24 protein-coding genes are annotated in these 26,995 nt (G+C 60.0%); 14 read left to right on the forward strand and 10 right to left on the reverse strand.

The genetic code is table 11. The annotated features are described in order from the left end of the window. Positions 1-14: 14 nt before the first annotated feature. Both AC27VO_RS01700 and yihA read right to left on the reverse strand, forming a co-directional pair. Positions 15-917 (reverse strand): alpha/beta fold hydrolase, encoded by a 903-nt coding sequence (locus AC27VO_RS01700; protein ID WP_488664974.1) that lies wholly within the window; start codon positions 915-917, stop codon positions 15-17. A gap of 42 nt (positions 918-959) precedes the next feature. Further along, positions 960-1,706 carry a ribosome biogenesis GTP-binding protein YihA/YsxC gene (gene yihA, locus AC27VO_RS01705; protein ID WP_488664975.1) on the reverse strand — a complete coding sequence of 249 codons (747 nt, stop codon included), beginning with the start codon at positions 1,704-1,706 and terminating at the stop codon, positions 960-962. Positions 1,707-1,775: 69 nt separating this feature from the next. On the opposite strand from yihA, the gene AC27VO_RS01710 reads away from it, so the two are divergent. From AC27VO_RS01710 to ccsB, 3 genes are all read left to right on the forward strand, one after another. Then, positions 1,776-2,399, forward strand: a complete 624-nt coding sequence (locus AC27VO_RS01710) for a c-type cytochrome (protein WP_488664976.1) — start codon at positions 1,776-1,778, stop codon at positions 2,397-2,399. Positions 2,400-2,514: 115 nt separating this feature from the next. Next, positions 2,515-4,677 (forward strand): cytochrome c biogenesis protein ResB, encoded by a 2,163-nt coding sequence (locus tag AC27VO_RS01715; protein ID WP_488664977.1) that lies wholly within the window; start codon positions 2,515-2,517, stop codon positions 4,675-4,677. Next, positions 4,674-6,011, forward strand: a complete 1,338-nt coding sequence (gene ccsB, locus AC27VO_RS01720) for a c-type cytochrome biogenesis protein CcsB (RefSeq protein WP_488664978.1) — start codon at positions 4,674-4,676, stop codon at positions 6,009-6,011. The genes AC27VO_RS01715 and ccsB overlap by 4 nt, the downstream gene beginning before the upstream one ends. Before the next feature lie 112 nt (positions 6,012-6,123). On the opposite strand, the gene AC27VO_RS01725 is transcribed toward ccsB, so the two are convergent. Further along, complete coding sequence (locus tag AC27VO_RS01725; RefSeq protein ID WP_488664979.1) at positions 6,124-7,317, reverse strand: DSD1 family PLP-dependent enzyme; 1,194 nt, start codon at positions 7,315-7,317, stop codon at positions 6,124-6,126. Positions 7,318-7,450: 133 nt separating this feature from the next. Between AC27VO_RS01725 and AC27VO_RS01730 the strand changes: the two genes are divergently transcribed. Continuing rightward, positions 7,451-7,951, forward strand: a complete 501-nt coding sequence (locus AC27VO_RS01730) for a YbhB/YbcL family Raf kinase inhibitor-like protein (RefSeq protein WP_488664980.1) — start codon at positions 7,451-7,453, stop codon at positions 7,949-7,951. A gap of 120 nt (positions 7,952-8,071) precedes the next feature. On the opposite strand, the gene AC27VO_RS01735 is transcribed toward AC27VO_RS01730, so the two are convergent. The 4 genes from AC27VO_RS01735 to AC27VO_RS01750 all read right to left on the reverse strand — a co-directional run bounded on the left by AC27VO_RS01735 (position 8,072) and on the right by AC27VO_RS01750 (position 11,097). After that, a complete protein-coding gene (locus AC27VO_RS01735) occupies positions 8,072-8,842 on the reverse strand; it encodes an amino acid ABC transporter ATP-binding protein (protein WP_488664981.1) in 771 nt (256 codons plus the stop codon). Between the two features lie 24 nt (positions 8,843-8,866). After that, positions 8,867-9,517 (reverse strand): amino acid ABC transporter permease, encoded by a 651-nt coding sequence (locus AC27VO_RS01740; RefSeq protein WP_488664982.1) that lies wholly within the window; start codon positions 9,515-9,517, stop codon positions 8,867-8,869. Between the two features lie 15 nt (positions 9,518-9,532). Continuing rightward, positions 9,533-10,198, reverse strand: coding sequence for an amino acid ABC transporter permease (locus tag AC27VO_RS01745; RefSeq protein WP_488664983.1), 666 nt, complete (start codon positions 10,196-10,198; stop codon positions 9,533-9,535). A 98-nt stretch (positions 10,199-10,296) separates the two neighbouring features. Next, positions 10,297-11,097 carry a transporter substrate-binding domain-containing protein gene (locus tag AC27VO_RS01750; protein WP_488664984.1) on the reverse strand — a complete coding sequence of 267 codons (801 nt, stop codon included), beginning with the start codon at positions 11,095-11,097 and terminating at the stop codon, positions 10,297-10,299. 344 nt (positions 11,098-11,441) lie between these two features. Here AC27VO_RS01750 and AC27VO_RS01755 point away from each other — a divergent pair, with 344 nt between their 5' ends. The 4 genes from AC27VO_RS01755 to AC27VO_RS01770 all read left to right on the forward strand — a co-directional run bounded on the left by AC27VO_RS01755 (position 11,442) and on the right by AC27VO_RS01770 (position 15,874). After that, on the forward strand, positions 11,442-12,314 hold the full coding sequence (locus AC27VO_RS01755) for a MurR/RpiR family transcriptional regulator (protein WP_488664985.1): 873 nt from the start codon (positions 11,442-11,444) through the stop codon (positions 12,312-12,314). 47 nt (positions 12,315-12,361) lie between these two features. Beyond that, complete coding sequence (locus AC27VO_RS01760) at positions 12,362-13,600, forward strand: diaminopropionate ammonia-lyase (protein ID WP_488664986.1); 1,239 nt, start codon at positions 12,362-12,364, stop codon at positions 13,598-13,600. Further along, a complete protein-coding gene (locus tag AC27VO_RS01765) occupies positions 13,597-14,850 on the forward strand; it encodes a Zn-dependent hydrolase (RefSeq protein WP_488664987.1) in 1,254 nt (417 codons plus the stop codon). Before AC27VO_RS01760 ends, AC27VO_RS01765 begins: the two co-directional genes overlap by 4 nt. Before the next feature lie 67 nt (positions 14,851-14,917). Further along, on the forward strand, positions 14,918-15,874 hold the full coding sequence (locus AC27VO_RS01770; RefSeq protein WP_488664988.1) for an N-carbamoyl-D-amino-acid hydrolase: 957 nt from the start codon (positions 14,918-14,920) through the stop codon (positions 15,872-15,874). 20 nt (positions 15,875-15,894) lie between these two features. Here the strand turns inward: AC27VO_RS01770 and AC27VO_RS01775 are convergent, their stop codons facing one another. Further along, entirely contained in the window at positions 15,895-16,536 is a 642-nt protein-coding gene (locus AC27VO_RS01775) for a histidine phosphatase family protein (RefSeq protein ID WP_488664989.1), read from the reverse strand. Positions 16,537-16,843: 307 nt separating this feature from the next. Between AC27VO_RS01775 and AC27VO_RS01780 the strand changes: the two genes are divergently transcribed. Genes AC27VO_RS01780 through AC27VO_RS01795 form a run of 4 tightly spaced genes read left to right on the forward strand, consistent with a single transcriptional unit; the run spans position 16,844 to position 22,114 of the window. Beyond that, positions 16,844-18,442, forward strand: a complete 1,599-nt coding sequence (locus AC27VO_RS01780; RefSeq protein WP_488664990.1) for an ABC transporter substrate-binding protein — start codon at positions 16,844-16,846, stop codon at positions 18,440-18,442. Between the two features lie 4 nt (positions 18,443-18,446). Next, a complete protein-coding gene (locus AC27VO_RS01785; RefSeq protein ID WP_488664991.1) occupies positions 18,447-19,412 on the forward strand; it encodes an ABC transporter permease in 966 nt (321 codons plus the stop codon). A gap of 12 nt (positions 19,413-19,424) precedes the next feature. Beyond that, on the forward strand, positions 19,425-20,363 hold the full coding sequence (locus tag AC27VO_RS01790; RefSeq protein WP_488664992.1) for an ABC transporter permease: 939 nt from the start codon (positions 19,425-19,427) through the stop codon (positions 20,361-20,363). Beyond that, on the forward strand, positions 20,360-22,114 hold the full coding sequence (locus tag AC27VO_RS01795; RefSeq protein ID WP_488664993.1) for an ABC transporter ATP-binding protein: 1,755 nt from the start codon (positions 20,360-20,362) through the stop codon (positions 22,112-22,114). The genes AC27VO_RS01790 and AC27VO_RS01795 overlap by 4 nt, the downstream gene beginning before the upstream one ends. Before the next feature lie 675 nt (positions 22,115-22,789). On the opposite strand, the gene AC27VO_RS01800 is transcribed toward AC27VO_RS01795, so the two are convergent. Then, positions 22,790-23,392 carry a DUF6338 family protein gene (locus tag AC27VO_RS01800; protein ID WP_488664994.1) on the reverse strand — a complete coding sequence of 201 codons (603 nt, stop codon included), beginning with the start codon at positions 23,390-23,392 and terminating at the stop codon, positions 22,790-22,792. Positions 23,393-24,557: 1,165 nt separating this feature from the next. On the opposite strand from AC27VO_RS01800, the gene AC27VO_RS01805 reads away from it, so the two are divergent. Both AC27VO_RS01805 and AC27VO_RS01810 read left to right on the forward strand, forming a co-directional pair. After that, positions 24,558-24,995: a hypothetical protein gene (locus tag AC27VO_RS01805; RefSeq protein WP_488664995.1), complete on the forward strand. Its 438-nt coding sequence runs from the start codon at positions 24,558-24,560 to the stop codon at positions 24,993-24,995. 234 nt (positions 24,996-25,229) lie between these two features. After that, complete coding sequence (locus tag AC27VO_RS01810) at positions 25,230-25,862, forward strand: ankyrin repeat domain-containing protein (protein WP_488664996.1); 633 nt, start codon at positions 25,230-25,232, stop codon at positions 25,860-25,862. Between the two features lie 49 nt (positions 25,863-25,911). Here AC27VO_RS01810 and AC27VO_RS01815 read toward each other — a convergent pair whose 3' ends face one another. Then, positions 25,912-26,820 carry an EamA family transporter gene (locus AC27VO_RS01815; protein ID WP_488664997.1) on the reverse strand — a complete coding sequence of 303 codons (909 nt, stop codon included), beginning with the start codon at positions 26,818-26,820 and terminating at the stop codon, positions 25,912-25,914. Positions 26,821-26,995 lie beyond the last annotated feature (175 nt).

Consider the following 26,995-nt stretch of genomic DNA (forward strand, 5'->3'; position numbering starts at 1 on the left):
AGGTAGCTATTTTTTTATGCGGCTGGAGGGGTGCTCAATATGTTCTGTAGCGTGGCCAGCACCTGCTGGGGAGCTTCGTGCACCAGCCAGTGGCTGGCATCGGGCAGGTGCTGGATGTGTAGATCAGGAATCCAGGCCTCCAGGCCGTTGAGCAGCTCAGGCCGCAAAGCCACATCCTGGTCGCCCCAGAGAATGTGTGTGGGCACGTGAATGCGCAGCATGGCGTCCGGCAGCTGCAAGCTGTGAATGTGCTGGTCGTCGCCACGCGGCGGTACCAAGGGGCTGGCCGCGTAGTAAGCACAGGGTCCGTGCAGCCCCATCCGCCAGTGGGCCTGATACTGGCTGCGCAAAGCAGGGGTCAGCCAGCGGGGCCACTGTCCGTCGTTGGTCTGAAAGAAGGTGAACAGCTTGGCGCCGTCATCGGTCAGCAGCTGCGCGGTGGCATCTGGGCGGCGCAGGTAGTGCATGTACTGGCTGGCGGCTTGCTGGGCTGGGTTGTGCTGCAGCTCTCGCGCAAAACTGCCGGGGTGCGGTGCGTTGAGGATGAGCAGCCGTTGCAGCAAACGCGGGTGCTGGTTGGCCAGATTCCAGGCCAGCGCACCACCCCAGTCATGGGCCACCACGCAGGCAGCGGGGCGACCGGGGGTGAGTGCCTCGATCAGCGCGGCTAGGTCTTGCACCAGTGCTTTGGGCCGATAGTCTTGGATGGCCGTGGGTTGGCTGGAGGCGCCGTAGCCACGCAAATTGGGTGCTACGCAGTAGAAATCTTGGCCAAGCTGGATCAGCAGGGCATCCCAGATGAATGCGCCCTCGGGAAAACCATGTAAAAAGACCAGCAAAGGCTGGTCTGGGTGACCACTGCTGTGGCAGTGCAAGGTGATGCCGTGCGGCAAAGTGAGGGTGCCTGTGTGAACCATTTCGATCTCCCGCAAAGCAGCACCTGCACGGTGCCTGTGCGTTCAATCTTGTGCAGGTGCGTCGCTGGCAGGGGTCGCAGGGGTGACGTCAGAGGGCTCTGTTTTCCCTGTGTTGATGCCGGCGGGGTGGCTCCAGTGCCACAGCAGCTGGGCCACTTCGTCCACACCTTGCTTCTTCAGTGCAGAGAACATGCGCACTTCGCCGCCGCCGGCATTGAGCTTGGTGATCGACAAAATCTTGGCTTGCTCTGCGCGCGTCAGCTTGTCGGCCTTGGTCAGCAGGATCAAAAACTTCAGACCGTTTTCTACACGGGGACGAATGGCATCCAGCAGGGCTTCATCCAGCTCGGTCAGGCCCAGGCGGGGGTCGCACAGCAGCACGACGGCGCTCAGGCTTTCGCGCTGCATGAGGTAGTTGAGCATCACACGCTGCCAGCGCTCTTTGTCCGAGCGCGATACTGCGGCATAGCCATAGCCTGGCAAGTCGGCCAGCACGGCATCGGTGACCCCCTGTTTACCCAGGGAGAACAAGTTGATGTGCTGGGTGCGGCCTGGTTTTTTGGATGCAAAAGCCAGTTGTTTTTGCTGCGTCAGCGTGTTGATGGACGTGGATTTGCCTGCGTTGGAGCGTCCGACGAACGCGATTTCAGGCACGTCTACCTTGGGCAGATGATGCAGCTGAGCGGCAGTTGTCAAAAAGCGCGCCGTGTGCATCCAGCCCATGGCGAGCTTGGGATCAATTTGGTCAGAAGTTTGACCCGAAGCAAATGCGGAGGAGTTGGTCGTCATGGGGGGTATTAAGCGTTAGGGCGTCATTGTAGAATCTGGCGGTTTCGCGCACATAACCAGACCCACAATATGAAGTTGCTCGCCTCTTTGCTGACGGCTGCCGCACTGGCAGCACCCGCTCTCCCGGCCTTTGCGGCGGGCGATACTCCTGCCAAGCCTGACCTGGTTAAGGGTCAAGCCAGTTTCGAAGCTGTTTGCGCAGCTTGTCACGGTGCTGATGGCAATTCGACTATTGTCGTCAATCCTAAATTGGCACATCAGCATCCAGAGTATTTGCTCAAGCAGCTGCATGATTTCAAGGACGACAAGCGCGCCGATCCCGTCATGAAGGGTTTCGCCACGATGCTGTCGGATGAAGAGATGCGCAACATCACCGCCTGGTTGGCCAAGCAGCCTGCCAAGAGCGGTTTTGCCACCGACAAGGATTTGGTGGTGTTGGGCGAACGCATCTATCGCGGTGGGGTGCCAGATCGCAAGATTGCTGCATGCGCCAGCTGTCATAGCCCTAATGGCGCTGGTATTCCTGCACAGTACCCCCGCCTGTCGGGACAGCATGCAGATTACACTGTCAAGCAGCTGAACGCCTTCCGTGACGGCTCGCGCGCCAACAATCCGCAAATGAAGGATGTGGCCGCCAAGCTGAACGACCGCGAGATCAAAGCCGTGGCAGATTACATCGCCGGCTTGCGCTAAATCAAGTTTTCGCTGCCCAGTGGGAACTTGCCGCCCATAACAAACCCCAACAAAGGCGGGACCATCATGAAGCGATGGCCCCGCCTTTTTACTTTCGGGCCCTGTGTCTCTTTCCATGTCTGATTCTTCTTCCGGTCAGCCCGCTGAATTCGAGCGCCCGCAACGCATGCGTGCGTTGCTGGAGTTGCTGGCTTCCATGCGCTTTGCGATTTCGCTGCTGTCCATCATTTGTATTGCTTCGGTGATTGGCACCGTGCTCAAGCAACATGAGCCTTCGGCCAACTACGTGAACCAGTTTGGTCCGTTCTGGGCGGAGCTGTTTCTGGCCCTCAAGCTCAATGCCGTGTACAGCGCATGGTGGTTTTTGCTGATCTTGGCGTTTTTGGTGGTGAGCACCACGTTGTGCTTGCTGCGCCATACGCCCAAGTATTTGGCTGATCTGCGCAACTACAAAGAGAACATCCGGGCGCAAAGTCTGCAGGCCTTCCATCACAAGGCCGAGTCGGCGCTGGGTGAAGCGCCACAGGCTGCCGCACAGCGCATCGGTGGCATCCTGACGCGCAGTGGCTGGAAGGTGAAGTTACAGGAGCGCGATACGCCAGCCGGCAAGTCCTACATGCTGGCGGCCAAGGCGGGTGCTGTGCACAAGCTGGGCTATATCGCGGCACACGCGGCCATCGTGCTGATTTGTATTGGCGGTTTGTTTGACGGCGATCTGGTCGTGCGGGCCCAGATGTGGCTGGGCGGCAAAACGCCCTATACCGGTGCCGGTCGTATTTCGGATGTGCCTGAGCAGCACCGCCTGTCACGCCACAACCCGACGTTCCGCGGCAACCTGATGGTGGCTGAGGGTACCCAGGCGGGCACAGCCATCCTGAATCAATCCGATGGGGTGTTGCTGCAGCCTTTGCCTTTCTCGGTGGAACTCAAGAAATTTATCGTCGAGTACTACGACACGGGTATGCCCAAGCTGTTTGCCAGCGATGTGGTGATTCACGACGCCGAGACGGGCGAGCAGATTGAAAAGCGCATTCAGGTGAATCACCCGGCCAGCTACAAAGGTGTGGAGATTTACCAGTCCAGCTTTGACGATGGCGGCTCGCGCGTGAAGCTGCATGCCGTGCCATTCAGCGCGGGTGGGGAATCGTTTGAGGTGGAAGGCCATATTGGCGGTTCCACCCAATTGCTGCGCGGCGGCTCGACCAAGCCTGAAGACGGGGTGACGCTAGAGTTCACGGAACTGCGCACCATCAACGTGGAAAACTTCAGCAACCCCAAAGCCAATACGGCCGTGGATGTGCGCAAGGTGGATCTGCGCAGCTCGATCGAATCTCGCCTGGGTGGTGGACACAAAACCTCGACGAACAAGGATTTGCGCAACATCGGCCCCAGCATTGGCTACAAGCTGCGCGATGCATCGGGCCAGGCACGTGAATACCAGAACTACATGAGCCCGGTCGATTTTGGCGACGGTGTGTCCATGTTCCTGCTGGGTGTGCGCGAAAACGCCTCGGAAGCTTTCCGCTATCTGCGCATGCCCGCTGACGAACAAGGCAGCATGCAAGGGTTCATGCGCCTGCGCGCTGCGCTGATGACCCCTGCGCTGCGTGAAGAGGCAGTGCGCCGCTATGCCCAGCAAGTGGTGCCTACTGATCGCGCAGACCTGCGCGATGCCCTGGCGCAATCTGCACTGCGCGCCGTGAGCCTGTTTGCCGGCTCTGGCAGCACAGCAGGCAAGCCCGATGGCGGTTTGCAGGCGATCAGCCAGTTCATCGAAGCCAATGTGCCGGAAGCCGAACGTGAGCGCGCCAGTGAAGTCCTGATTCGCATCTTGAACGGGGTGCTGTTCGATCTGGCACAGCTGAGCCGGGAGAAAGCAGGACTTAAGCCACTGGAATCTGGTGAACAAACCCTGGCCTTCATGACCCAGTCGGTGTTTGCGCTCAGCGATGCGCAGTTCTACCCCGCACCCATGGCCTTCATGATGGACGACTTCACGCAGGTGCAAGCCAGCGTGTTTCAGGTGGCCCGCGCCCCTGGCAAGAACATCGTGTATCTGGGCTGTTTGTTCCTGATCATCGGCGTTTTCGCCATGTTGTATGTGCGTGACCGCCGCCTGTGGGTCTGGGTGGTTCCCGAAGCGGGCGCTGCCAAAGCAACCATGGCGCTGTCATCGAATCGCAAGATCATGGACACTGACCGCGAATTTGATAATTTGAAGGAAAAACTGTTGGCAGCACCGACTGCTGAACAGTCCCCCACGGAGCGTTCTGTATGAGTAGCACGACTACTTCCACCATCACCCTGAATGAAGGCTACTTCGCACGCCGCAACTGGTTTGACTGGCTGTTTGCCGCGCTTTTGCTGGTTGGCGGCCTGTTTGCCTGGAGCCAGTACCAACATGCCATGGATGTCTATGAAAAAGGCATTCTGATCGGCGCCATCCCCGCCATGATTGCCCTGGGCTGGTTCTGGCGTCCACTGGCCAAGCTGATGCTGGTGGTGGCGGCCTTGTCGCTGCTGGCCATCTGGCTGTATCAAGGCGCCGATGGTGTGGCGCACATTGATCGCTCGGAGACAGTGTTTGGCCTGAAGTATTTCTTGTCCAGCCAGTCCGCCATTCTGTGGATGAGCGTGCTGTGCTTCATGGCCACCATTTTTTACTGGATCGGCCTGTTTGCCAAAGGCGAGCGCGACACCTTTGCCACCCTAGGCAGCCGCATCACCTGGGTGGCCATCACGCTGGCGCTGGTGGGCACCATGGTGCGCTGGTTCGAGAGCTACCTGCTGGGACCTGATATTGGTCACATTCCGGTCAGCAATCTGTACGAAGTGTTCGTCATGTTCATCTGGATGACGTCGCTGTTTTATCTGTACTACGAAGCGCAGTACAAGACCCGCGCCTTGGGCGGTTTTGTGATGCTGGTCGTCAGCGCGGCCGTGGGCTTTTTGCTCTGGTACACCGTGGTGCGTGAGGCACATGCCATCCAGCCCCTGGTGCCTGCGTTGCAAAGCTGGTGGATGAAGGTGCACGTTCCGGCCAACTTCATTGGCTACGGCACGTTTGCTTTGTCGGCCATGGTGGCGTTTGCCTACCTGATCAAGCAGCAGGCGCAAGAAACCAAGTGGTACAAGCTGGCCCCCTTGTGGGTGCTGGGCGTGGCGCTGTGCTTTGAGCCTTTGGCATTCCGCCAAAGCACGGCCACGGGTAGCAGCTACTGGATTGTGTACTTCGGTATTTCTGCCGTGATCGTGGCCGCCATTCTGGCGGGCCGCAAGCGCATTGCCGCACGTTTGCCTGACTTCGAAATCCTGGACGACGTGATGTACAAAGCCATTGCCGTCGGCTTTGCCTTCTTCACGATCGCGACCGTTCTGGGTGCGCTGTGGGCGGCTGAGGCCTGGGGTGGTTACTGGAGCTGGGACCCTAAAGAAACCTGGGCACTGATCGTGTGGCTGAACTACGCGGCCTGGCTGCACATGCGTTTGATGAAGGGCCTGCGCGGCACGGTCTCCGCCTGGTGGGCCCTGGTGGGCCTGGCCATCACCACGTTTGCTTTCCTGGGCGTGAACATGTTCCTGTCCGGCTTGCACAGCTACGGCGAGTTGTAAGCGAAATAGGCGGCTAACGCTTGCTGTACAAGCGCTGGAAGCTATATAAATAAATAGATCCAACGAAAAGAGCTGTCTTCAAGACAGCTCTTTTTTTATGGCCGACTGGGACTTAGCGCAGTGCGCCGCGGGCGTCGATGGTGATGATGCATTCCACCGTGCCCGTGTCCAGGCTGCCGCGCACGCCGATCATGTGGCTGTGCAGGTTGATGGTGGGGTCGCAGTGCCCGGGCACGAGCCACAGCGTATCGCCCCATGCTGGCAGCCAGCCCTCGGTATTACCAGCCGCAGCGTCGGGGTGCAGCAAGCCGTGTTCATCGCCCCCGTTGCCCACCTGCAGGGCATGGGCTGCAGGCAGGCCGTACACAGTGGGCATGCCGCAATCAATGGCATAGGTCTTGTGGCCCGCATCGCACACGGCATGCGCAGGGCTGAGCGACATGACCTGTGTTTTCACCAGCAAGGCATGTTCGAACACAGGCTGGTCCGGCGCCAGGGTGTTGGCGGCGTAGTCGGCATCCATGAACATGAAGGAGCCCGATTGCAGCTCGCCATAGATGCCGCTGCGCGCTTCGTGCACAAAGGTGCCGGTGCCTGCACCCGTCACCAGTGGAATGGCAATGCCAGCCTGGTCAAACGCGGCCTGTGTGGTTTGCACATGTTGCAGCACCTGCTGGATGGTGGCGTGGCGTTCGGCAGGTGTGCGCAGGTGTTGTGCACCGCCGTGGTAGGCCTGCAGCCCCGCAAAGCGCAGTGTGGGCTGGGCCAGAATGGCCTGCGCCAGCGCCACGGCGGCGGGGCCTGGCGCTACGCCACAGCGGTTTTGCCCCACATTGATTTCCACCAGCACATCGATGGCGGCTTGGCCTGCGTGGTGCTGCTGCATGGCCTGTGCCAGGCGCGCAATGCCTTCGGCGTGGTCCACCGCCATCGCCAGTCGCCCGCCCTGGGCTTGCAGCTGCAAGGCCAGCTCGGCCACGCCAGCCAGTTTGGCGTGCGCAACAATCTGGTTGCTGATGTAGAGGTTGCGAATGCCGCCAGCGGCCAGCGCTTGCGCTTCAGCGAGTTTTTGCACGCAGTGGCCCTGTGCGCCAGCACGCTCCAGCCATTGGGCAATTTGCACGCTTTTGTGCAGCTTGGCGTGCGGGCGCCAGCGCACCCCGTGCTGCTGCGCAAACTGCGCCATGCGGGTGATGTTGCGTTCCATGGCATCAAGGTCAACGACCAGCGCCGGGGTGTCAATGTCCGCCACGGACTGGCCGACCAGGGTGTCCAGATAGGCCGTGAGGGGAGTGGGTGAAGGCATAGTGATGGGGTGGGAGTACGTTCAGCACGCAATCCTGTCAGGGTAACAAAGTGGCTGCTCCACATGGTCGAAGTGCCCCGCGTACTTCAGTATGGGCATACTGCGCAGATTGCCAACTGAGGAGACTTGAACCATGACCGCCTTCACCCTGAGCAGCCCCGATATTGCGGCCGACGCAGCCATCGCACCGATTTTTGAGTCCGATATGTTTGGCTGCGGCGGCGCCAACCAGTCGCCCGTGCTGCAGTGGCACGGCGCACCGGCTGGCACGAAGAGCTTTGCCGTGACGGTGTATGACCCCGATGCACCCACGGGCTCGGGCTGGTGGCACTGGATGGTGATCAACATTCCCGCGCAGGTGCAGTCGCTGTCAGCCAATGCCGGCGACAAAAGCGGAGCCAGCTTGCCCGCCGGTGCCCGCCAGATGCGCAACGACTATGGCATTTACGCCTGGGGTGGCATGTGCCCCCCACCTGGTGACAAGCCGCACCGCTACATCTTTACCGTGCATGCCCTGTCGGCCGATACGCTGGACATTCCGGCCGATGCGACCACTGCCGTGGGCGGTTTCATGATCCGTGCCAACACCCTGGCCACGGCATCGTTCACCGCGACTTACGCACGCGCTGCTTAAAAGGTTGTTTAAAAAAAAGGAGCTGCTTGCCTGTGTATTTGCTGGGTTGTGATGGCATAAGTGCCTGAAAACCATGCAAAACATGCGCAAGCAGCTCTTTTTTGATAAATGGCTGCCGCCTTAGTGCGCGGAAAGACCGAGGAACTGACGCAGCTCGGGCGTTTGCGGGTTGCCAAAGAGTGCCTGCGGCGCACCCACTTCGTGCACCTTGCCTTGGTGCATAAAGACCACCTTGTCGCTGACCTTGCGCGCAAAGTTCATCTCGTGGGTCACCATGATCAGCGTCATGCCTTGCTCGGCCAGGCTTTCCACCACGCTCAGCACTTCGCCAACCAGCTCGGGGTCCAGGGCCGAAGTGACTTCGTCGCACAGCAAAATTTCAGGGTCGATCGCAAGGGCTCGGGCAATCGCCACGCGCTGCTGCTGGCCGCCAGAGAGTTGATCGGGCATAGCGTCAAATTTTTCCGCCAAGCCCACGCGGGCTAGCAGACGCTGGGCATTGGCGCGCGCGATGTCTTTGGGCTGGCGTATCACCAGCGAAGGGGCCAGCATCACGTTTTTGCCCACGCTCAGGTGCGGGAACAGGTTGAAGTTCTGAAAAATCATGCCCACGTTCTTGCGTAACTCACGCATGGCTTGCGGGTTGTCCGCCTGCAAAGACTGGCCGTGCACGGTCAGCTGACCTTCCTGAAACTGCTCCAGCCCGTTGATGCAACGCAGCAGCGTGCTTTTGCCAGAGCCACTTTTGCCGATGATGGACACCACTTCGCCACGGTCAATGTGCAAGTCCACACCCTTGAGCACTTCGTTGCTGCCATAGCGTTTGCGCAGGCCGCGAATATCGACCAAGGGCATGACAGCAGCGGGGGAGGGGGAAACAAGGGTAGTCATAAGCGCGTCTCGGATGAATGCGGGTTAACGGTTGGGGCGCATGCGTTTTTCCAAACGCTGGCTCCACAGTGACAGTGGAAAGCACAGGACAAAGTACAGCGCAGCCACGCAGCCGTAGACCAGGAAAGGCTCGAACGTGGCATTGGCAATCAGCTGCCCAGCCTTGGTGATTTCAATGAAGCCAATCACGCTGGCCAGCGCTGTGCCCTTGATGATTTGCACCATGAAGCCGGCAGTGGGGGCGATGCCCACGCGCAGTGCCTGGGGCAAGATGACGTGGCGCAGTTGCTCGCCAAAGCCCATGGCCAGGCAGGCAGAGGCTTCCCACTGCCCTTTGGGGACGGCTTCCACGCAACCGCGCCAGATGTCGCACAGGTAGGCGGCGGAGTACAGCGTCAAACACACGCAGGCAGCCACCATGGGCGAGGTGTCGATGCCCACCAGCGCCAGGCCAAAGTAGGTCAGAAAAATCTGCATCAGCAGCGGCGTGCCTTGGAAGATTTGCACATAGGCTGCCACCAGGTGGGTGCTGCCCGGTAGCTTGGACAGCCGCAGCACCAGCAGCGCCATGCCCAGCAAGCCGCCCAGCACAAAGGCAATGACCGACAGTGCCACGGTCCAGCGCAAGGCCAGCAGCAGTTGGTAGGCAATGTCCCAGAAAGTAAATTCAACCATGGTGTGTCTCCGGGGTCAGGCGCTGCGGCGGCCAAAGATGAAGCGGGGGCCGATCCAGTTCAAGAACTGGCGCAGCGCAATGGCCAGCAGCAAGTAGCTGAGCGCCACCACGATGTAGCTTTCAAAACTGCGGAACGTGCGGCTGGAGATCAGGTTGGCTGCGTATGAAATTTCTTCGGTCGAGATCTGGCTGCATACGGCTGAGCCGAGCATGACGATGATGATCTGCCCTGTCAGCGCAGGCCAGACACGGCCCAGCGATGGGGGCAGCACCACGCGGGTGAAGGTTTGCCAGGGGCTCAGCGCCAGGCACTGTGCGGCTTCCAGCTGGCCGCGTGGTGTGCCTTCAATGCCAGCGCGAATTTGCTCGCAGGCATAGGCACCCAGATTGAGTGTCATGGCCACAATGCTGGCCGTCTCGGGCGACAACCGCACCGCCAGACCCGGCAGGCCAAAGAACAGGAAAAACAGCTGGATGATGAAAGGCGTGTTGCGGAAAATTTCCACGTAGGTGGCCACTGCGGTGCGCACGGCCAGTCCGGCGTTCAAGCGCATCCAGGCGCAGGCAATGCCCAGCAGCATGCCCAAAGGAACGGCAACGCCGGTGAGAAAAATGGTGAGCATCAACCCCTTGAGTAGCATGGGGTAGTTGGCTAAAACAGGTAAAAAATCCATGCTCATGGGCAGCCCTTGCGCAAGCAAAATCCGGAGAACGCAGGCGGCATGAGCGCCGCCGCCAGGTGGTGGAGCCCGTTGAGTACGGGCTGCACCATCACGTCTTAGTCAGGCAGGTTGCCCATGCTGCGACCCAGCCATTTCTGAGAGTAGCCTTCGATGGTTCCATCGGTCTTGGCGGTGCGCAAAATCTCGTTGACCTTGGTCAGTAGCGCAGTCTCGCCCTTGCGCACACCAATGTAGTTGGGTGAGTCCTTGATCAGCAGCTTGTACTCAGCCTGCACCTTGGGGTTCTTTTGCAAGGCAGCAGCGGCCACGGCTGCACCTACCGCCACAAACTGAGTTTGCTGAGACATGAAGGCGGCGATGGTGGCGTTGTCATCTTCAAAGCGCTGGATCTTCAGGCTCTTGGGGGCCAGCCCTTGCAGGGCATCGTCCTGGATGGTGCCGCGTGTCACAGCCAGCGTTTTGTCGGCCAGGTCATCAAAGCTTTTGATGACCACGTTCTTGGGGCCGAAGACGGCCTGAAAGAAGGGGGCATACGACACGGTGAAATCGATCACCTTGGCGCGCTCTTCGTTTTTGCCCAGGGCCGAGACGATCAAATCAATCTTCTTGGACTGCAGGTAAGGAATGCGGTTGGGGGTGCTGACCGGCACGAACTCGGCCTTCACACCCAGCTTGTCGGCAATCAACTGCGCCACCGCCACATCCACGCCGGTGGGCTTGAAGTCAGGCCCCATGAAACCGTACGGTGGGTAGTCCGTTGGGATGCCCATTGCAATGGATTTCTTGGCCATCACGTTTTTCAGGGAGGTGTCTTCTTGCGCAAACACGCCGCAGGAGATGGACAGGGCAACAACAGCCAAAGCGCTGGCGGAAAGGGTGCGACGGCTCAGGGACATGGTGGGTACTCCGTGGTGCAAAAAATTGAACGAGTACCCGGTATCAGCACAGACCGTGCCAAGTTGTGAAACAGGCGTTTCTAGGCAGCGCAGATGGGTTTCACGCCGCACATGCGGTATGTTTTTTCGGGTGTGCTGCAGAGGGGGAGACGCTGTTCGTGCGGTTCTTGGAAAAAGTGCGGCGTGCAAGAAGGTGCAAACAGGCATTGGATTTGCAAGCAAAGCCATCAACATGAAACACAAGTGCCAATGTTTCATGAATTTGGCACTTGTGTTTCATGAAGTGGTGCATTCCGTCCCCATGCTGGTGCGCCATCCCCAAATTGGAGACACACGGCCTGTTTATGACCCACTCAACCCCAGTCACAACCTTGGAGGCGCGCATACGCCATGGCTATGAGGGCCTGTCCGAAGCAGAGCGCAAGTTGGCCGATGTGGTGCTGGCGCGCCAACGCGAATTGCTGGGTTATTCGGCCACCGAGCTGGCTGGGTTGGCGGGAACCTCCAAATCCAGTGCTGCCCGTTTTTTTCGCAGCTTGGGGTATGCCGGCTATGAAGAGTTTCGCCATGCCTTGCGCCAATCACAGGTGCAGCAGTCACCTTTGGCACGCATGGAGGGCAAGCGCAGCAAAGACAGCGTGGGGCAGCAGTTTCAGGCGCATTTGCACACCGATGCCCAGCGCTTGGATGCATGGCGGCAGGCCGTGCCGGAGGCACAGCTCGAAGCTGCACTGCTCTTGCTGCGCAAGGCACGCAAGGTGTGGGTGGTGGGCTATCGGCATAGCCATGTGACGGCGTTCTATGCCCAGTCTTTGCTGGCGCAGGTGCGCCCTGAGGTTTTCAGCCTCAACGATGGCGCGGGGCGTGAGGCGGATTTGCTGGCATGTGCCAGCGACAAGGATGTCGTGCTGGCGGTGGACTTTCGCCGCCGCAGCGCGCGGCTGCCGCATGTGCTGGCCGCAGCGCGCAGTGCCGGCGCACAAACCATGGTGCTGACGGATGCACCGGTATCTGCGCTGGCCATGCAAGCACAAGTGGTGCTGCGCTGCGGTGCCAGCAGCCCACAAGGCCTGTTTGACTCTTATGTCTGCGGGGTGAGTCTGGTGAATTTTCTGGCGGCCACACTGGCGCAGCAACTGCGGTCCGGTACACAGCAGCGCCTGTCACGGATTGAGGGGCTGCATGTGGCGCTGAATGACTTGGAGCCGCAGCTGTAAACGGCAGCGGCATATCGATGAACTGTTTGAACTTGAAAGATTTTTGTATGCACAGTGCTGCACTCCCTTCTCTGGCGCTCGAATGCCTGGCCAATCCGGCGGCCAATCGCATGACGCCCTACGGTGCGCGCCGCAGCGAAATTTTGGGCGCCGATGCCCTGGCCTTGGCGCAGCGCGAACTGTCGCAGTGGCAGGGCTATGCCCGCACGCCGTTGCACAGCCTGCCCGCGTTGGCACAGGCTTTGGGTGTGGCCAGCGTGCATTACAAAGATGAAGGCGGGCGCTTTGGTCTGGGTAGCTTTAAGGCGCTGGGTGGTGCGTATGCGGTGGCGCGTTTGCTGTGCCGCGTGCTGGGTGCCAAGTTGGCGCGCACGCTGACCACGCAAGATTTGCTGACCGCAGAGCTGCGTGCACTGTGCGCGGACATCACCGTCACCTGCGCCACCGACGGTAATCATGGTCGCTCGGTGGCTTGGGGCGCGCAGCTGTTTGGTTGCCGCTGCGTGATCTATATCCACGCGACGGTCAGCGAAGGCCGCAAAGCAGCCATTGCGCACTACGGCGCTCAAGTGGTGCGCACCGCAGGCAACTACGACGATGCGGTGCGACAGGCCGATCTGGATGCCCAGCAGCATGGCCGTTTTGTGATCTCGGACACCTCTTACCCCGGGTATATGGACGTGCCACGCGATGTGATGCAGGGCTACCAGTTGATGGTGGAAGAGGCGGCACAGCAGCTGGATCAGCGCCCCACACACATCTTTGTGCAAGCGGGTGTGGGCGGCTTGGCTGCTGCGGTGTGCGGCTATTTCTGGGAACGTGACGGCGGAGATCGTCCTTTCTATGTGGTGGTGGAGCCTGACAAGGCCGACTGCCTGACGCAAAGCGCCAAAGCGGGCCAACTGACGGCTGTCACGGGCGATATCGACACCCTAATGGCGGGCTTGGCCTGCGGTGAGGTATCGCACCTGGCGTGGGAAATCTTGGAGAAAGGCACAGACGCGTTTTGCGTGATTCCAGACGATGCTGCGGTGGCAGGCATGCGCTTGCTGGCTCACCCACTGGGGAACGATCCTGTCATTGTGGCGGGCGAGTCTGCGGTGGCAGGCCTGGCTGCAGCCATTGCGGCGAGCCAGAGTGAGACAGCCCTGCAAACGCTGGGCTTGAAGGCAGACAGTCGCATTTTGTTTTTTGGCTCTGAAGCCGCCACCGACCCCGAGCTGTATGCCCAACTGGTGGGCGAGACGGCAGAGCAAGTGGCAGCCCGTGCCCAGGAGCGCGTATGACTGCATGGGACACCTTGCGCATTGATGGGGCACGGCTGCTGCAGCGTCTGCAAGATTTGGGGCAGTTTGGTGAACTGGAAGGCGGCGGTACCAACCGCTTGGCCTTGAGTGATGCCGACAAGGCCGGGCGTGACTGGACGGTCCAGCAGATGCGTGACCTGGGCATGGACGTGCAGATCGACGCCATTGGTAACGTGGTGGCCACTTATGCCGGTACCGACGCCCAGGCGCTGCCGGTGATGATGGGTAGCCACATCGACACGGTGCGTACCGGCGGCTTGTATGACGGTAACTACGGTGTTATGGCGGGGCTGGAGGTGGTGGCGGTGCTGCGCGATGCAGGCTTGCGCACCCCGCGGCCTTTGCAAGTGGCATTTTTTACCAATGAAGAAGGCGCGCGCTTTCAGCCCGACATGATGGGGAGCTTGGTCATGGTGGGCGGCATGCCGCTGCCTGACGCACTGACCTCCTGCGCGGTCGACAACGGTGCCACGGTGGGGGCAGAGTTACAGCGCATTGGCTATGCCGGCAGCCACCCTGTTGGGCAACCGCAGGTGCACCGTTTTGTGGAGCTGCACATTGAACAAGGCCCTGTGCTGGAGCAGCAGGGGATCGACATTGGCGTTGTGGAAGGGGTGCAAGGCATTTGCTGGATGGAGCTGCGCTTTGGCGGCACCAGCAACCATGCGGGCACCACCCCCATGGCACTGCGCCATGACGCAGGTATGTGTGCGATGCGCGTGGCCACCTTCGTGTCCGACCTCGTGGCGCGCTATGGCGGCCGCCAGCTGGGAACCGTGGGGGCGCTGCAGCTCAAGCCCAATCTGATCAATGTGATTGCCAATGAGGCGGTGATGACCGTGGATTTGCGCAATACCGACGGCCAGCGTTTGCGCGATGCGCAGGCCGAGGTACTGGCTTTTGCACAGGGCTTTTGTAGCCAGCATGGCGTGCAGTTCAGTCACCGCCAATTGGCAGACTTTGCGCCAGTGGCCTTCGATGCAGCACTGGTCGATAGCGTGCAGCAACACGCCCAGGCGCAGGGCTTGAGCACGCTGCGCATGCCCAGCGGTGCTGGGCACGACGCACAAATGCTGGCGCGCGTATGCCCTACGGCCATGGTGTTTGTGCCCAGCGCGGGCGGTTTGTCGCACAACGTGCGCGAGCACACCGATGCCGTTCAGCTGGAGCAAGGGGCCAACGTCTTGCTGCAGGTGATGCTGCAGGCCGCGAACGACCTGGGTGAATAAATATTGAGTGAAAAACGCCTCCAGCGCTTATGCAATCTGCGCTGGAAGCTACGAAAGTGAGAGAGTGATGAGCCGTATTGTGAATGTTGCCCTGGGCCAACTGGGCCCGGTCCAAAAAGCCGATTCCCGCGCCAGTGTGGTGCACCGCCTGTGCGCCATGATGCGCGAGGCCAAAGCCTTGGGCGCGGATGTGATTGTCTACCCCGAGCTGGCATTGACCACCTTCTTCCCCCGCTGGTACATCGAAGACCAGACAGAGCTGCACAGCTACTACGAGCGCGAAATGCCCAGTCAGGACACCATGCCGCTGTTTGATCTGGCACGCGAGCTGGGGATCGGCTTTTATCTGGGCTATGCCGAGCTGGCACAGGAAAACGGACAGCTCATGCAGTACAACACCGCCATTTTGGTGGACAAGAGTGCCAAGATCATTGGCAAGTACCGCAAGATCCATGTGCCCGGCCACTTTGAGCACGAGCCTTGGCGAAAATTCCAGCATTTGGAAAAACGCTACTTCACGCCCGGCAAAAATTTTGGCGTGTACGAAGGCTTTGGCGGCACCATGGGGATGGCACTGTGCAACGACCGTCGCTGGGCCGAGAGCTACCGCGTGATGGCACTGCAGGGCGCGGAGATGATCTTCATCGGCTACAACACCCCGGTCCACAACGCCCCCGCGCCACAGCACGATGATTTGTCGCTGTTCCACAACCAGCTGTCCGTGCAGGCCGGGGCCTACCAAAACGGTTGCTGGGTCGTGAGCGTGGCCAAGGGCGGTCTGGAAGAGGGCGTGGACAGCATTGCCGGCAGCCTGATGGTGGCCCCCAGCGGTGAGGTGGTGGCCCGCTGCATCACCAAGGATGACGAAGTGGCGCTGGGCCGCGCAGACCTGGACTTTTGCGCCGTGTACAAGCGCACCACCTTCAACTTTGACTTGCACCGCCACCCCGAGTGCTATGGCCTGATCGTGGAGAAAAAAGGGGAGACGCTGGCGGCGGATGGGGCGCTGTGGGCTGATAAATAGCCGCAGCCCGTTGGCAGCGCTCAGCTCGCAAACTCATCGCGGGTGTGGTTGTGCAGGTGTGCCACGTCGCCCCAGCCCACCAGTGTCAGTCCCTCAGGTGTCCACAGCAGGCGATTGATGGCTGCGTTGCCCAGCTCCCAGGAACGTGGCGCTTGCAGGTCCTGGCGGGTGGCCAGGCGGTAGAGGATGTCCATCACGCCGCCGTGGGCCACCAGGGCAATCTGGCCACCCGTGTGGGGTGCCGCCAGACGGTCAACCGTGTGCTGGATACGGCCGCGCAGCATCTGCAAGGACTCGCCGCCGTCATCGGGCACAAAGTCCGGGTCGCGCTTGCGCCAGCGCATGGCCTGCTCAGGTTGCTCTGCTTCAATTTCCTGAAACGTACGGCCTTCAAAGCTGCCAAAGCAGCGCTCGCGCAGGCCTGCGTCTGGCTGCACGGTGCAGCCGGTGGTCTGGCCAATGGCCTGCGCCGTCGACAGCGCGCGCTGCAAATCACTGCTGTAGATGGCATCGAATGACTCGTCTGCCAGTGCAGCGCCCACGCGCTGGGCCTGCCACAGGCCGATGTCGTTCAGTGGGATGTCCAGGTGCCCCTGGATGCGGGCGTCAACGTTCCAGGAGGTTTCGCCATGGCGGATGGCGATGATGCGGGTAGCGTGCATGCGGCAAAGGCGCGGTCGGCGCGTGAATTCAACAAACAGGGCAACCGCCAATGGGCAGCTGCAGGCTGGATTGTCCGGCATTCCGTTGTCCGCGAAGCGCTACACGCAAAACAGGGTTTTCTGCGCGAAATCATATTGCGGCATGAGCTTATTGCGCTGGGAGTGAAGACTCACGATATAAACATGCGAAGAAAAAGATATTCCCGATAAACGGCATGTTCATTGCTGGCAGATGCAAACCCTAGGGCCATGCACGGCCTGTCCATGGCATACCGATAACCCTTTACTTCTTTTGGAGGAGACACAGATGATGTTGAAAACTTTGGCTGGTGCCTTGCTGGCAGTTGGTTGCTTGTCCGTTACCGGTTTCGCGCAAGCGGATACGGTGCGCTGGTCGCGCTCGGCGGATGTGACCACGCTGGACCCCCACGTGTTCAACACAGGCACCAACTTTGTGCTGATGCACCAGATGTATGAAACGCTGCTGAACCGCACCGCAGATGGCAAGCTGCAGCCGCTGCTGGCCACCGAGTGGAAGCTGCTGCCCAATGACGCCACCGTCTGGGAGTTCAAAATTCGCCCGAATGTGAAGTTTCACGATGGCAAGGCGCTGACCGCCAAGGACGTGGTCTTCTCGCTCAACCGCGCCAAGGGCCCGAATGCGCAGGTGAAGTCGCTGCTGGCTTCGGTGGAAACCATCAAGGCCGTGGATGATTTGACCGTGCAGGTCAAAACCAAAGGCCCGAACCCGATTTTCCCCAACAACCTGACCAACATCTTCATCATGAATGAAGAGTGGGCCAAGGCCAATGGCGCGCTGGACACGCAAGACGCCACCAGCAAGACTGAAAACGGTGCCACCCGCGCGGTGAATGGCACCGGCGCTTTCACGCTGGCTACCCGCGAAGTGGACAGCAAGACCGTGATGAAGCAAAACCCCAACTACTGGGGCAAGAGCAAAGTGGGCGATGTGACCGAGCTGGTCTACCTGCCCATCAAGTCGCCCGCCACACGCGTGGCGGCATTGCTGTCTGGTGAAGTGGACTTTGCCCAGGACATTCCTGCGCAAGATGTGGCGCGCCTGAAGCAAGACAGCAAGCTGCGCATCAACGAAGGCCCTGAGAACCGCTCCATCTTCCTGGGTCTGAACGTGGGCTCGCCAGAGCTGAAGTCCAGCAACGTCAAGGGCAAGAACCCCTTGGCCGACCCCAAGGTGCGCCAAGCCATGGAACTGGCCATTGACCGCGATGCGATCAAGCGCTCGGTCATGCGTGGTCTGTCCAACCCCTCGGGCATCATGGCCCCCTCGTTTGTGAATGGTTACGAGAAGGCCATGGCGGCCTATCCCAAGGCCGATGTGGCCAAGGCCAAGGCCTTGCTGAAGGAAGCGGGTTACCCCGATGGCTTCACCATCACCTTGCACACCCCCAATGACCGCTATGTGAACGATGAAGCCATCAGCACGGCGATTGCTGGTTTCCTGGGCCGCGTGGGCATCAAGACCGAAGTGTCTTCGCGCCCGATTGCGCAGCACAGCGTGTCCATCGTTAACGCCGACAGCGATTTCTACCTGTACGGCTGGGGCGTGCCGACCTATGACTCGGCCTACATCTTTGACTTCCTGATCGCCACGCGCGGCAAGGAAGGCCGTGGCGCGCAAAACGCGACGCACTACAGCAACGCCGATCTGGATGCCAAGATCATTTCGCTGTCGGCAGAGAGCGACACTGCCAAGCGCAATGCCACCATCCACGACATCTGGCAAGTGGTGCAAAAAGAGCGCATGTACATCCCGCTGCATGACCAGGTCATCCACTTTGCCTCGGTCAAGTCCATCAACGTTCCCGTGCACCCCGACAACGTACTGCACTTCAAGGACGTGAAGATCAACAAGAACGCGAAGTAAGAACATGCTGGTCCATCTGCTGCGCAGACTGGGCCAGTCAGTCTTGGTGCTGCTGGCCGTCTCGCTCGTTTCCTTCATGGTGTTTCGCCATATCGGTGATCCCACCATCAGCTTGCTGGGCGAAGACGCCACGCTGGAAGAACGCACAGCCCTGGTTGAAGAACTGGGCTTTAACAAACCGGTACCGCTGCAATACCTGTCCTATGTGGGCAAGGTGTTGCAGGGGGACCTGGGTATCTCGTACCGCTTGAAGCGCCCCGTGGCCGACGTGATTGCCGAACGTCTGCCTGCGACGCTGGAGCTGGCCATGACCGCCGCCGTGCTGGCGCTGGTGATTGGTGTGGTGCTGGGTGTCTATACCGCGATCAAAAAGGATGGGTGGCTCAGCCGCTCCATCATGACGGTCTCGCTGGTGGGGGTGTCGCTTCCGACCTTTTTGATTGGTATTGGTCTGATTTATCTGTTCGCTGTCGAGCTGCGCTGGCTGCCATCCTTCGGGCGTGGCGAGACGGTCAAGATCGGCGGCTGGGAAACCGGTTTCCTCACTAGCTCTGGCTGGGCGGCGCTCATCATGCCGGCCATCACGCTGGGCTTCTACAACATGACGCTGATCATGCGTCTGGTGCGGGCAGAGATGCTCGAAGTCTTGCGCTCCGACTACATCCGCTTTGGCCGTGCCCGTGGTCTGCATGAGAAAAGCCTGTACTTTGGCCATGCGCTGCGCAACACGCTGATTCCCGTCATCACCATTGCGGGCTTGCAAATCGGCTCGCTGATTGCCTTTGCCATCGTCACGGAAACCGTGTTCCAGTGGCCGGGCGTGGGCCTGCTGTTCATCTCCTCGGTGCAGGGTGTGGATGTGCCCCTGATTGCTGCCTACCTGATGTTCATTGCATTGCTTTACGTGGTGATCAATTTGCTGGTGGACTTTTTGTATGTGCTGGTGGACCCCCGCCTGCGAAAGAAATAACAGGGGGCTGCAATGACTGATTCTGTAAAACCCGTGCCGGTGCCTACCGGCTGGAAGGCCAGCGACTCGCCCGTCAAACGCGCGTTTGCCAAGTCGCGGCTGGTGCAAGTGGCCACCGCTGTTCTGGCGCTGCTGGTGCTGGCCACCATCTGCGCGCCACTTCTGGCGCTGCACAACCCGTTTGACCCCGCCAACCTCGACTTGATGGATGCCTTCACCCCGCCGTGGAGTCAGGGCATGGGGGAGTTTTTCTACCCACTGGGTGCGGACGACCAGGGTCGTGATGTGTACTCGGCCATCCTTTACGGCCTGCGCATGTCGGTGTTTGTGGGCGTGTCGGCCGTGGCGCTGTCGCTCCTCATCGGTGTGCCGCTGGGCCTGATTGCCGGCTACGCCGGCGGCTGGTTTGACACGCTGCTCATGCGCATTGCCGATGTGCAGCTGACTTTTCCCGTCATCCTCGTGGCGCTGCTGATCTTCGGTATTGCCCGTGGCCTGCTGCCCGAGGGTTACCGCGACGACATGGCGGTCTTCGTCATCATCGTGGCGATTGGCTTGTCTGACTGGGTGCAATACGCCCGCACCGTGCGTGGTGCGGTGATGGTGGAAAAGCAAAAAGACTATGTGCTGGCTGCCCAGCTCATTGGCCGCAGCCAGACTGCCATCCTCACCAAGCACATCCTGCCCAATATGCTGGCGCCCATTTTGGTGATTGCCACCATCAGCTTTGCGCACGCCATCGTGGCCGAATCCACGCTGTCGTACCTGGGCGTGGGCCTGCCGCCTACCGCGCCCTCGCTGGGCACGCTGATTCGCATTGGCCAGAGCTTTCTGTTCTCCGGCGAATGGTGGATTTTGCTGTTCCCTTCGCTGGTGCTGCTGGCGCTGGCCCTGTCCGTGAACCTCGTCGGTGACTGGTTGCGCGACGCTTTGAACCCCAAGCTGCAATGAACATGACCCCAGACACCTCTAACCCCGTGCCTGCCGGTGATGGCGCTGCAGCGCCGGTGCTGCGCGTGCGCAACCTGAGCGTCACGTTCGATACCTACAAAGGTCCCGTGCACGTGCTGCACGATGTCTCGTTTGACATCTGGCCCGGTGAAATCCTGGGCGTGGTCGGTGAATCCGGCGCGGGCAAGTCCATGACGGGCTCCGCCGTTACGGGCCTGATCGAAGCACCCGGGCGCATCTCCAGCGGCACCGTCGAGTTGCGTGGTCTGCGCATCGACAACCTGCACGGTGAAGACCTGCGCCGCATTCGTGGCAAGCGCATTGGCACCATCTTCCAAGACCCGCTTACCAGCCTGAACCCGGTCTACACCGTGGGCCGTCATTTGGTAGAGACCATTCGCACCCACTTGCCCGTGAGCGAGAAAGAAGCCGAAGCCCGCGCCCTGGCGTTGCTGGAAGAGGTGGAAATTCCCCACGCCAAAGAGCGCATGGCGCAGTACCCGCACCAGTTCTCGGGCGGTATGCGCCAGCGCGTGGCGATTGCCCTGGCGCTGTGTGCCGAGCCTGAGCTGATCATTGCCGACGAGCCCACCACCGCACTCGATGTGTCGGTGCAGGCGCAAATCATTGCGCTGCTGCGCAAGGTCTGCAAAGAGCGCGGTGCCGCTGCCATGCTGATTACGCACGATATGGGCGTGATCGCCGAGACCGCCGACCGCGTCATGGTCATGTACCAGGGCAAGGTGCTGGAGACCGGCGCCGTGCGCCAGGTGCTGGACGCCCCGCGCGACCCCTACACCCAGGTGCTCATGGCGGCCATCCCCAGCGTGCACCAGCGTGTGCAGCGCCTGCCCGTGCCGGAAGTGGGCGGTGGCCCGGTCGCCAAGGCCGTGCCGTGGACTCCGAAAGACGTAGCTGTCAGCGCAGACGCAGCAAGCGCTAAACCGCTTTTGGAGGTCAAAGACCTGTGCAAGGACTATGACCTCTCCAGCGGCTGGCTGGCCCGCCTGCTGGCGCGCGAGGAGAAAAAAATCCTCAAGGCGGCAGACCATGTGAGCTTCAATATCCGCAAAGGCACGACCTTTGGCTTGGTGGGCGAATCGGGCTCGGGCAAATCCACCGTGGCGCGCATGGTGGCGGGCCTGACGCCGCCCACCAGCGGCACCATCTTGTTTGATGGTGTCGACAAATGGAGCCCCGCAGCCCACACCGTGGCCATGCGCCGTCGCTTTCAGATGATCTTCCAGGACCCGTACGCGAGTCTCAACCCGCGCTGGACGGTGGAGCAGCTGATTGCCGAGCCCCTGGTGGTGCTGGGCCTGACCAGCGGCCCTCAGGAGACGGCCGAGCGCGTGCAGGAAGCCTTGCGCCGCGTGCGCATGAAGCCGGACGACGCCAAGAAGTACCCGCACCAGTTCTCCGGCGGCCAGCGCCAGCGCATCGCCGTCGCGCGTGCTTTGGCCAGCAAGCCGGAGTTCATCATCTGTGACGAGCCGACCTCTGCCCTGGACGTGTCGGTGCAGGCCCAGGTGCTGAACCTGATGCGTGACTTGCAAGACGAGTTTGGCCTGACCTATCTGCTCATCAGCCACAACCTTGCGGTGATCCGCCATATGTGCGACGACATTGGCGTCATGCAGCGTGGAAAGCTGGTGGAAGTGGGCGATGCGCAGGTGGTGCTGGATGATCCGCAGCACCAATACACCAAGGATTTGATGAGCGCGATTCCTGACATCGCTCACGTGCATTGAGCGGGCTGCTTTTGAAAAGCTAGCTTCAAACTTTGTGTGGATGGAAAGGCTCACGGCTTGGGTTGTGAGCCTTTTTTGTTTATGGGTGTTTTGGCTTGTAGCGCTTATGGGGCTTGCGCTAGCAGCTACTTTTTTATTTTTTTGCGCTTGCTGTGGCGTTGTTGACAGAGGCCGCTTATCGCGCGGCGGCGACCCGATTTCTTTTGCTTCGTCAAAAGAAACCGGGGAAAGAAAAGACGACGCTTGCAGCGAGCTTGTCCGGCGGAACTCACTGCGCTCCTGCGTCGCTTCGTTCAAACAGCCGCCGGAAATATGAAGGACATCCACGATGGGTGCGCGACGCTTGCGCGCGCGGGGGCTAGCAAAGGCTGCTATCGACCCAAAGGGGACATCTCACTTTCGATAAATCCTGCTTATCGCAGGCAACAAAAAAGGCGCTTTGAAGCGCCTTTTTTGTTGGTTTAAATCTTCTTCTACCTGGAGCAGATCGGTAGAAGTTAGGGGACGCAGATGCGTCACGCCAGAGCGGTTCGATTGGGCGTCACTTTTTCTGCACAGCTGGCGGAGGTGGAGGCGCAGGTGGCTTAGCGAACGTGGGCTTTTGCATGACATTACCGCCATCCCGCACGATAGTGCGTGGTGGCGGAGCAGGCTTCGTTGTAGGTGGTCTTGTGTTCATGTTGTGCTATCAGGGCGTTTGACGAACTCGACGTTAACGACTTCGGCTATTGGAACAAGGATACCCTCGGTCGTGTTCAGTTCGATCTGTGGATCGGAGTGAATCCATGATGGGTAGGTGATGAAAATATGACCTCGCTCAAAGTTCGATGGCCACACCTTTGGCCAACCGTAGAGCCTACGGCCGTCTTTCAGTTCCAGGACAACATAGGTTTCGTGATCAACGAATACGGTGCACCATTCTGAAGGTTGAGAACTACGTCGCGAGATTCCAACTTTTCGAAGCCAAACATGCAATCGGTCAGTGTTGGTCAGATACGCAGCCAGAAGTCCAAAAATCGTCGCTGTCAGCACGGAAGCGATCAGTTCCGCATCTTGGTCCCATTCGCGTAGTTGATACCAGTGCCCAATTGCAATGAGGGCGATCCGCTCGACAGTTACGAGTCCTGAGACTATTAGCGTGAATAAAAGTGCTTGTACGACGCGCTCAAACTGGGATGGCTTCTGGTGCGAAGTTAGCGAGTAGAAGATCCACGCGACCAGAAAACCGGGAATCAAGAACGAGAATAAAGCGATGACATCTTTGGAGAGTTCTGGCATTTTTGACACTTAACGTAATGTAGGCCCGAACCAAGCCGCAGATCATAGCTGGCACACCGATCTAGGCCACGGATAGTCCGTGTACCTTAAATGAAGGCTATGGAGCGATCTTTGGCCTGCAACAAATACATATCTTGCGCAAAAAACCCGCTCTAGGTGGGATGGAAGTTAGCGGAGCAGGATGATGTGGTGTGTCACGCCAGTTGCTAGAAGAACAGCGTGTTCGTTGTTTTGAAAAGGGTAATTGTTGTGTTTGATCATGATTAGCATAGCTACTCCTATAAGACTGCAGGAACCATTTCCTACAGTCTTATTTAGTGGTTTTCATCAAGCATGTGCAAAACACCCGTCAATCTCGAATTTGCGCATAGCTTTCGATAACTCCTACTTATCGAGCGTCGGCTCTTGGCCGATAACCGTCCTAAGCCATAGAGCACTAATGTCACCCACGCGCGCGCAAGCGTCGCGCGTGCCAAGAATAAAAATCAAATCTCCGGCGGCTGTTTGAGCGAAGCGCTGCAAGCGCGCAGTGAGTTCCGCCGGAAGCCGTCGGCAGACGCGCTTCTTTGGTGACTTTCTTGTCGCGGACAAGAAAGTTACTCGCCCGTCGGTGCGACAAACCGACCTCAACAAGCAAATCCAAAACAGAAGCCAAAAAAACAGCGAAATAAGCTTCTAGCGCTTATTCAGCAAGCGCAAGCAGCTACGATTTTTCGTGGTTGGAAGGCCAGTGGACTGTGGACAAGAAAGCCACTCGCCCGTCGGTGCGACAAACCGACCTCAACCAGCAAATCCAAACCAGAAGCTAAAAAACAAGCGAAATAAGCCTCTAGCGCTTATCCAGCAAGCGAAAGCAGCTACGATTTTGGGGGGCTGGAATACCAGTGGAATGCGGACAAGAAGGTCACTGACACCGTCCGTGCCAAGCACCAATCTCTGCAATCCAAACCCCAAAAAGAAAATCAATATGCATAGCAAGCGGCGTAGATAGAGCCTTGCAAAACGCATATTGCATTCAAAAAACGCGCTACGTGGCTGGTGGCACGCCGACACCATCCAACCCCCTTGGCTGATGCAGCGCAGCAGCCCTTCGGCGCTACAACACGGGCATCACGGTTCTGTGTGGCACAAGACGGCGCAAGCTGCGCGTCACCGAAGGAGCGCAATGCGATACCTAATACTGGCAGCCGCTGCTTGGGCGGCAATGGCGCTGGTCGCCTGCAATCCTTCCAAGGACAACGTCACGGCCCCGGTGCCTGGTCGCACGCCCATGCCAGCCACTCCGCAGGCGCCGTCAGCACCGGTGGTGCCGTCGGACCCTGAGCCCGATGTGGCGCAGCAGGCCGCGCAGGGGGCGCCGCAGATCTTGCTGTTCACTGGGCCGATGGATTTGACCATTCGCCTGAGCACCTACGACAACTTTGCCACCGCCGTCATGACCGTGGATTCCGAGCACGCCTTGTCCATGCACCGGGTGCGTTCAGGCAGTGGAACTCGGCTGGAAAACGGAGAGGGTGTCGCCATTGAGTTCAAAAATGGCGTGGGCACCGTTGAGTTTTCGTCGGACGATGTGATCGATATTGAGCAGTATCGGCTGCCGTAGCGGTGTACCGCTTTGTTGGCACAGCCGCTGCGCTAAAGCGCAGGGCGCGGCGAAAGGGCGAATACAGAGTCTGCCGCCATCTACGCCATGCACCCCATCGTTGGACGGCAATGCAGCATCTGCGTGCAGGGGCGGCGTCATGTCTGCGATGCGCAGCTTGAGCACAATGACGGCCAAGGAGTGCTGCCTATGCCGCTGAACCGCCGAACTTTTTGCTGGGGAGCGATTGCTGCCATGACTGTGCCCACCGCCCACAGTGCGCCCAAGGGGGCCGCCGATCAAGCCTTGCAACAAGCCGCAGCCCAGGGTGACGCTGCACAGGTGCGTGCGTTGCTGCAACAAGGTGCCAACCACGCCGCGCGGGATGCCACCGGGGCCACACCGTTGCTGGTGGCCACGCACCACAACCACGTGGAAGTGGCGCGCATATTGATTGAGGCGGGGGCGGATGTGAATGCCCAAGACCACATCCAAGACAGCCCCTACCTGTATGCCGGGGCACGCGGACACAACGAGATTTTGAAGATGACGCTCGCGCACGGTGCCGATCTGCAAAGCCTCAACCGCTATGGCGGCACGGCGCTCATTCCGGCGGCCGAGCGCGGGCATGTAGAAACCGTGCAGCTGCTGATTGCCGCTGGGGTGGATGTGAACCACATCAACCAGCTGCACTGGACCGCCTTGATGGAAGCGATTGTGCTGAGCGATGGCGGTGCGCGGCATGTGCAGATCGTGCAGGACTTGGTGAACGCCAACGCTGATGTGCACCTGGCCGATGCGCAAGGCACCACGCCGCTGCAGCATGCCCGCCAGCGCGGCTATGCCGCCATCGAGGCGATCTTGCTGCAGGCCGGGGCGCAGCGTTAGGGATAGTGATGTTTGAGGCTGCTAGCGCTGATGGATGCTGCGCTGGCAGCTATGCCTTTTGCGAGATCGCTGCAGCACTGGCGGGACGTGCCGCTTTGGCTTGGCGGTGCCGCGCGGTGGCTGCGCAGCCCATGGAGGCCAACATGATCAGGCCAATCGCCAGGCACTGGCTCCAGCTGAGTACCTCACCCAAAAACAGCAGCGCCAGCAGGGCGGCCACGGCGGGCTCCATGCTGGTCATGGTGCCAAACACGTTTTTCGGCAGGTGCTTGAGGGCAAACAGTTCCAGCGAAATCGGGATGGCGCTGGAGATCAAGGCCACGCCCAGGCCGGTCAGCAAAATCGGGGCGGAGAGCAGTGCGCTACCTGCGTGTGCCACACCCACAGGCACCACCACCAAGGCCGCAACTGCAGCGCCCAGCGGTGCAGTGATGCGCACGGGCAGGTGGCCCACGCGTTGGCCAAAGTGAATGTACGAAGCCCAGCCGGTGGCGCCCAGTGCGGCCCAAGCCATGCCGGTGGGGTCGAGCGTGCGCATGTCGTGGCCCAGCGGCAGCAGCAGGGCCAGCCCACACACGGCCAAGGCAATCCACACAAAGTCGAGCGCACGGCGCGAGGACAAGACGGCCACAGTGAGTGGCCCAGCAAATTCAATGGCCACCGCAATGCCAAATGGCAGCGTGCGCAGCGAGAGATAAAAAGCCAAACACATGCCGCCCAAGGTGGCGCCATAGATGGCAATGTGGTGCAGCTCGTGCCGTGCCAGCGGGGTGCGCCAAGGGCGCCAGAACAGCAGCATCAGCAAGGCCGCAAAGCCCAGGCGCAGCGCCGTCGTGCCTTGCGCACTGATGTGCGGGAACAGCGCATGCTTGGCCCAGGAAGTGCCGGTACACAGAAAAACGATGGAGCCCCAAAGGGCCAGTACCGGCAGCAAAGAGGGGGAGCGCAGCGCAAACATAGGGCGTGAATGTAGCGCCTGCGCGCCGTGGGGCGGGGCACGTGGTGCGGGTGATGGCCCTGATGGATGCAGGTGTTTGAGAGGGTTTTTGCCTGCTGACGCAGGCGCTGCAAGGGATGGTAGCTATGGTTTTCGTGGAGCAGATGAAGTGCGCGCAGCGACTGCTTGCCGGTGC

The sequence above is a fragment of the Comamonas sp. 14P8.1.4 genome, assembly GCF_057799285.1.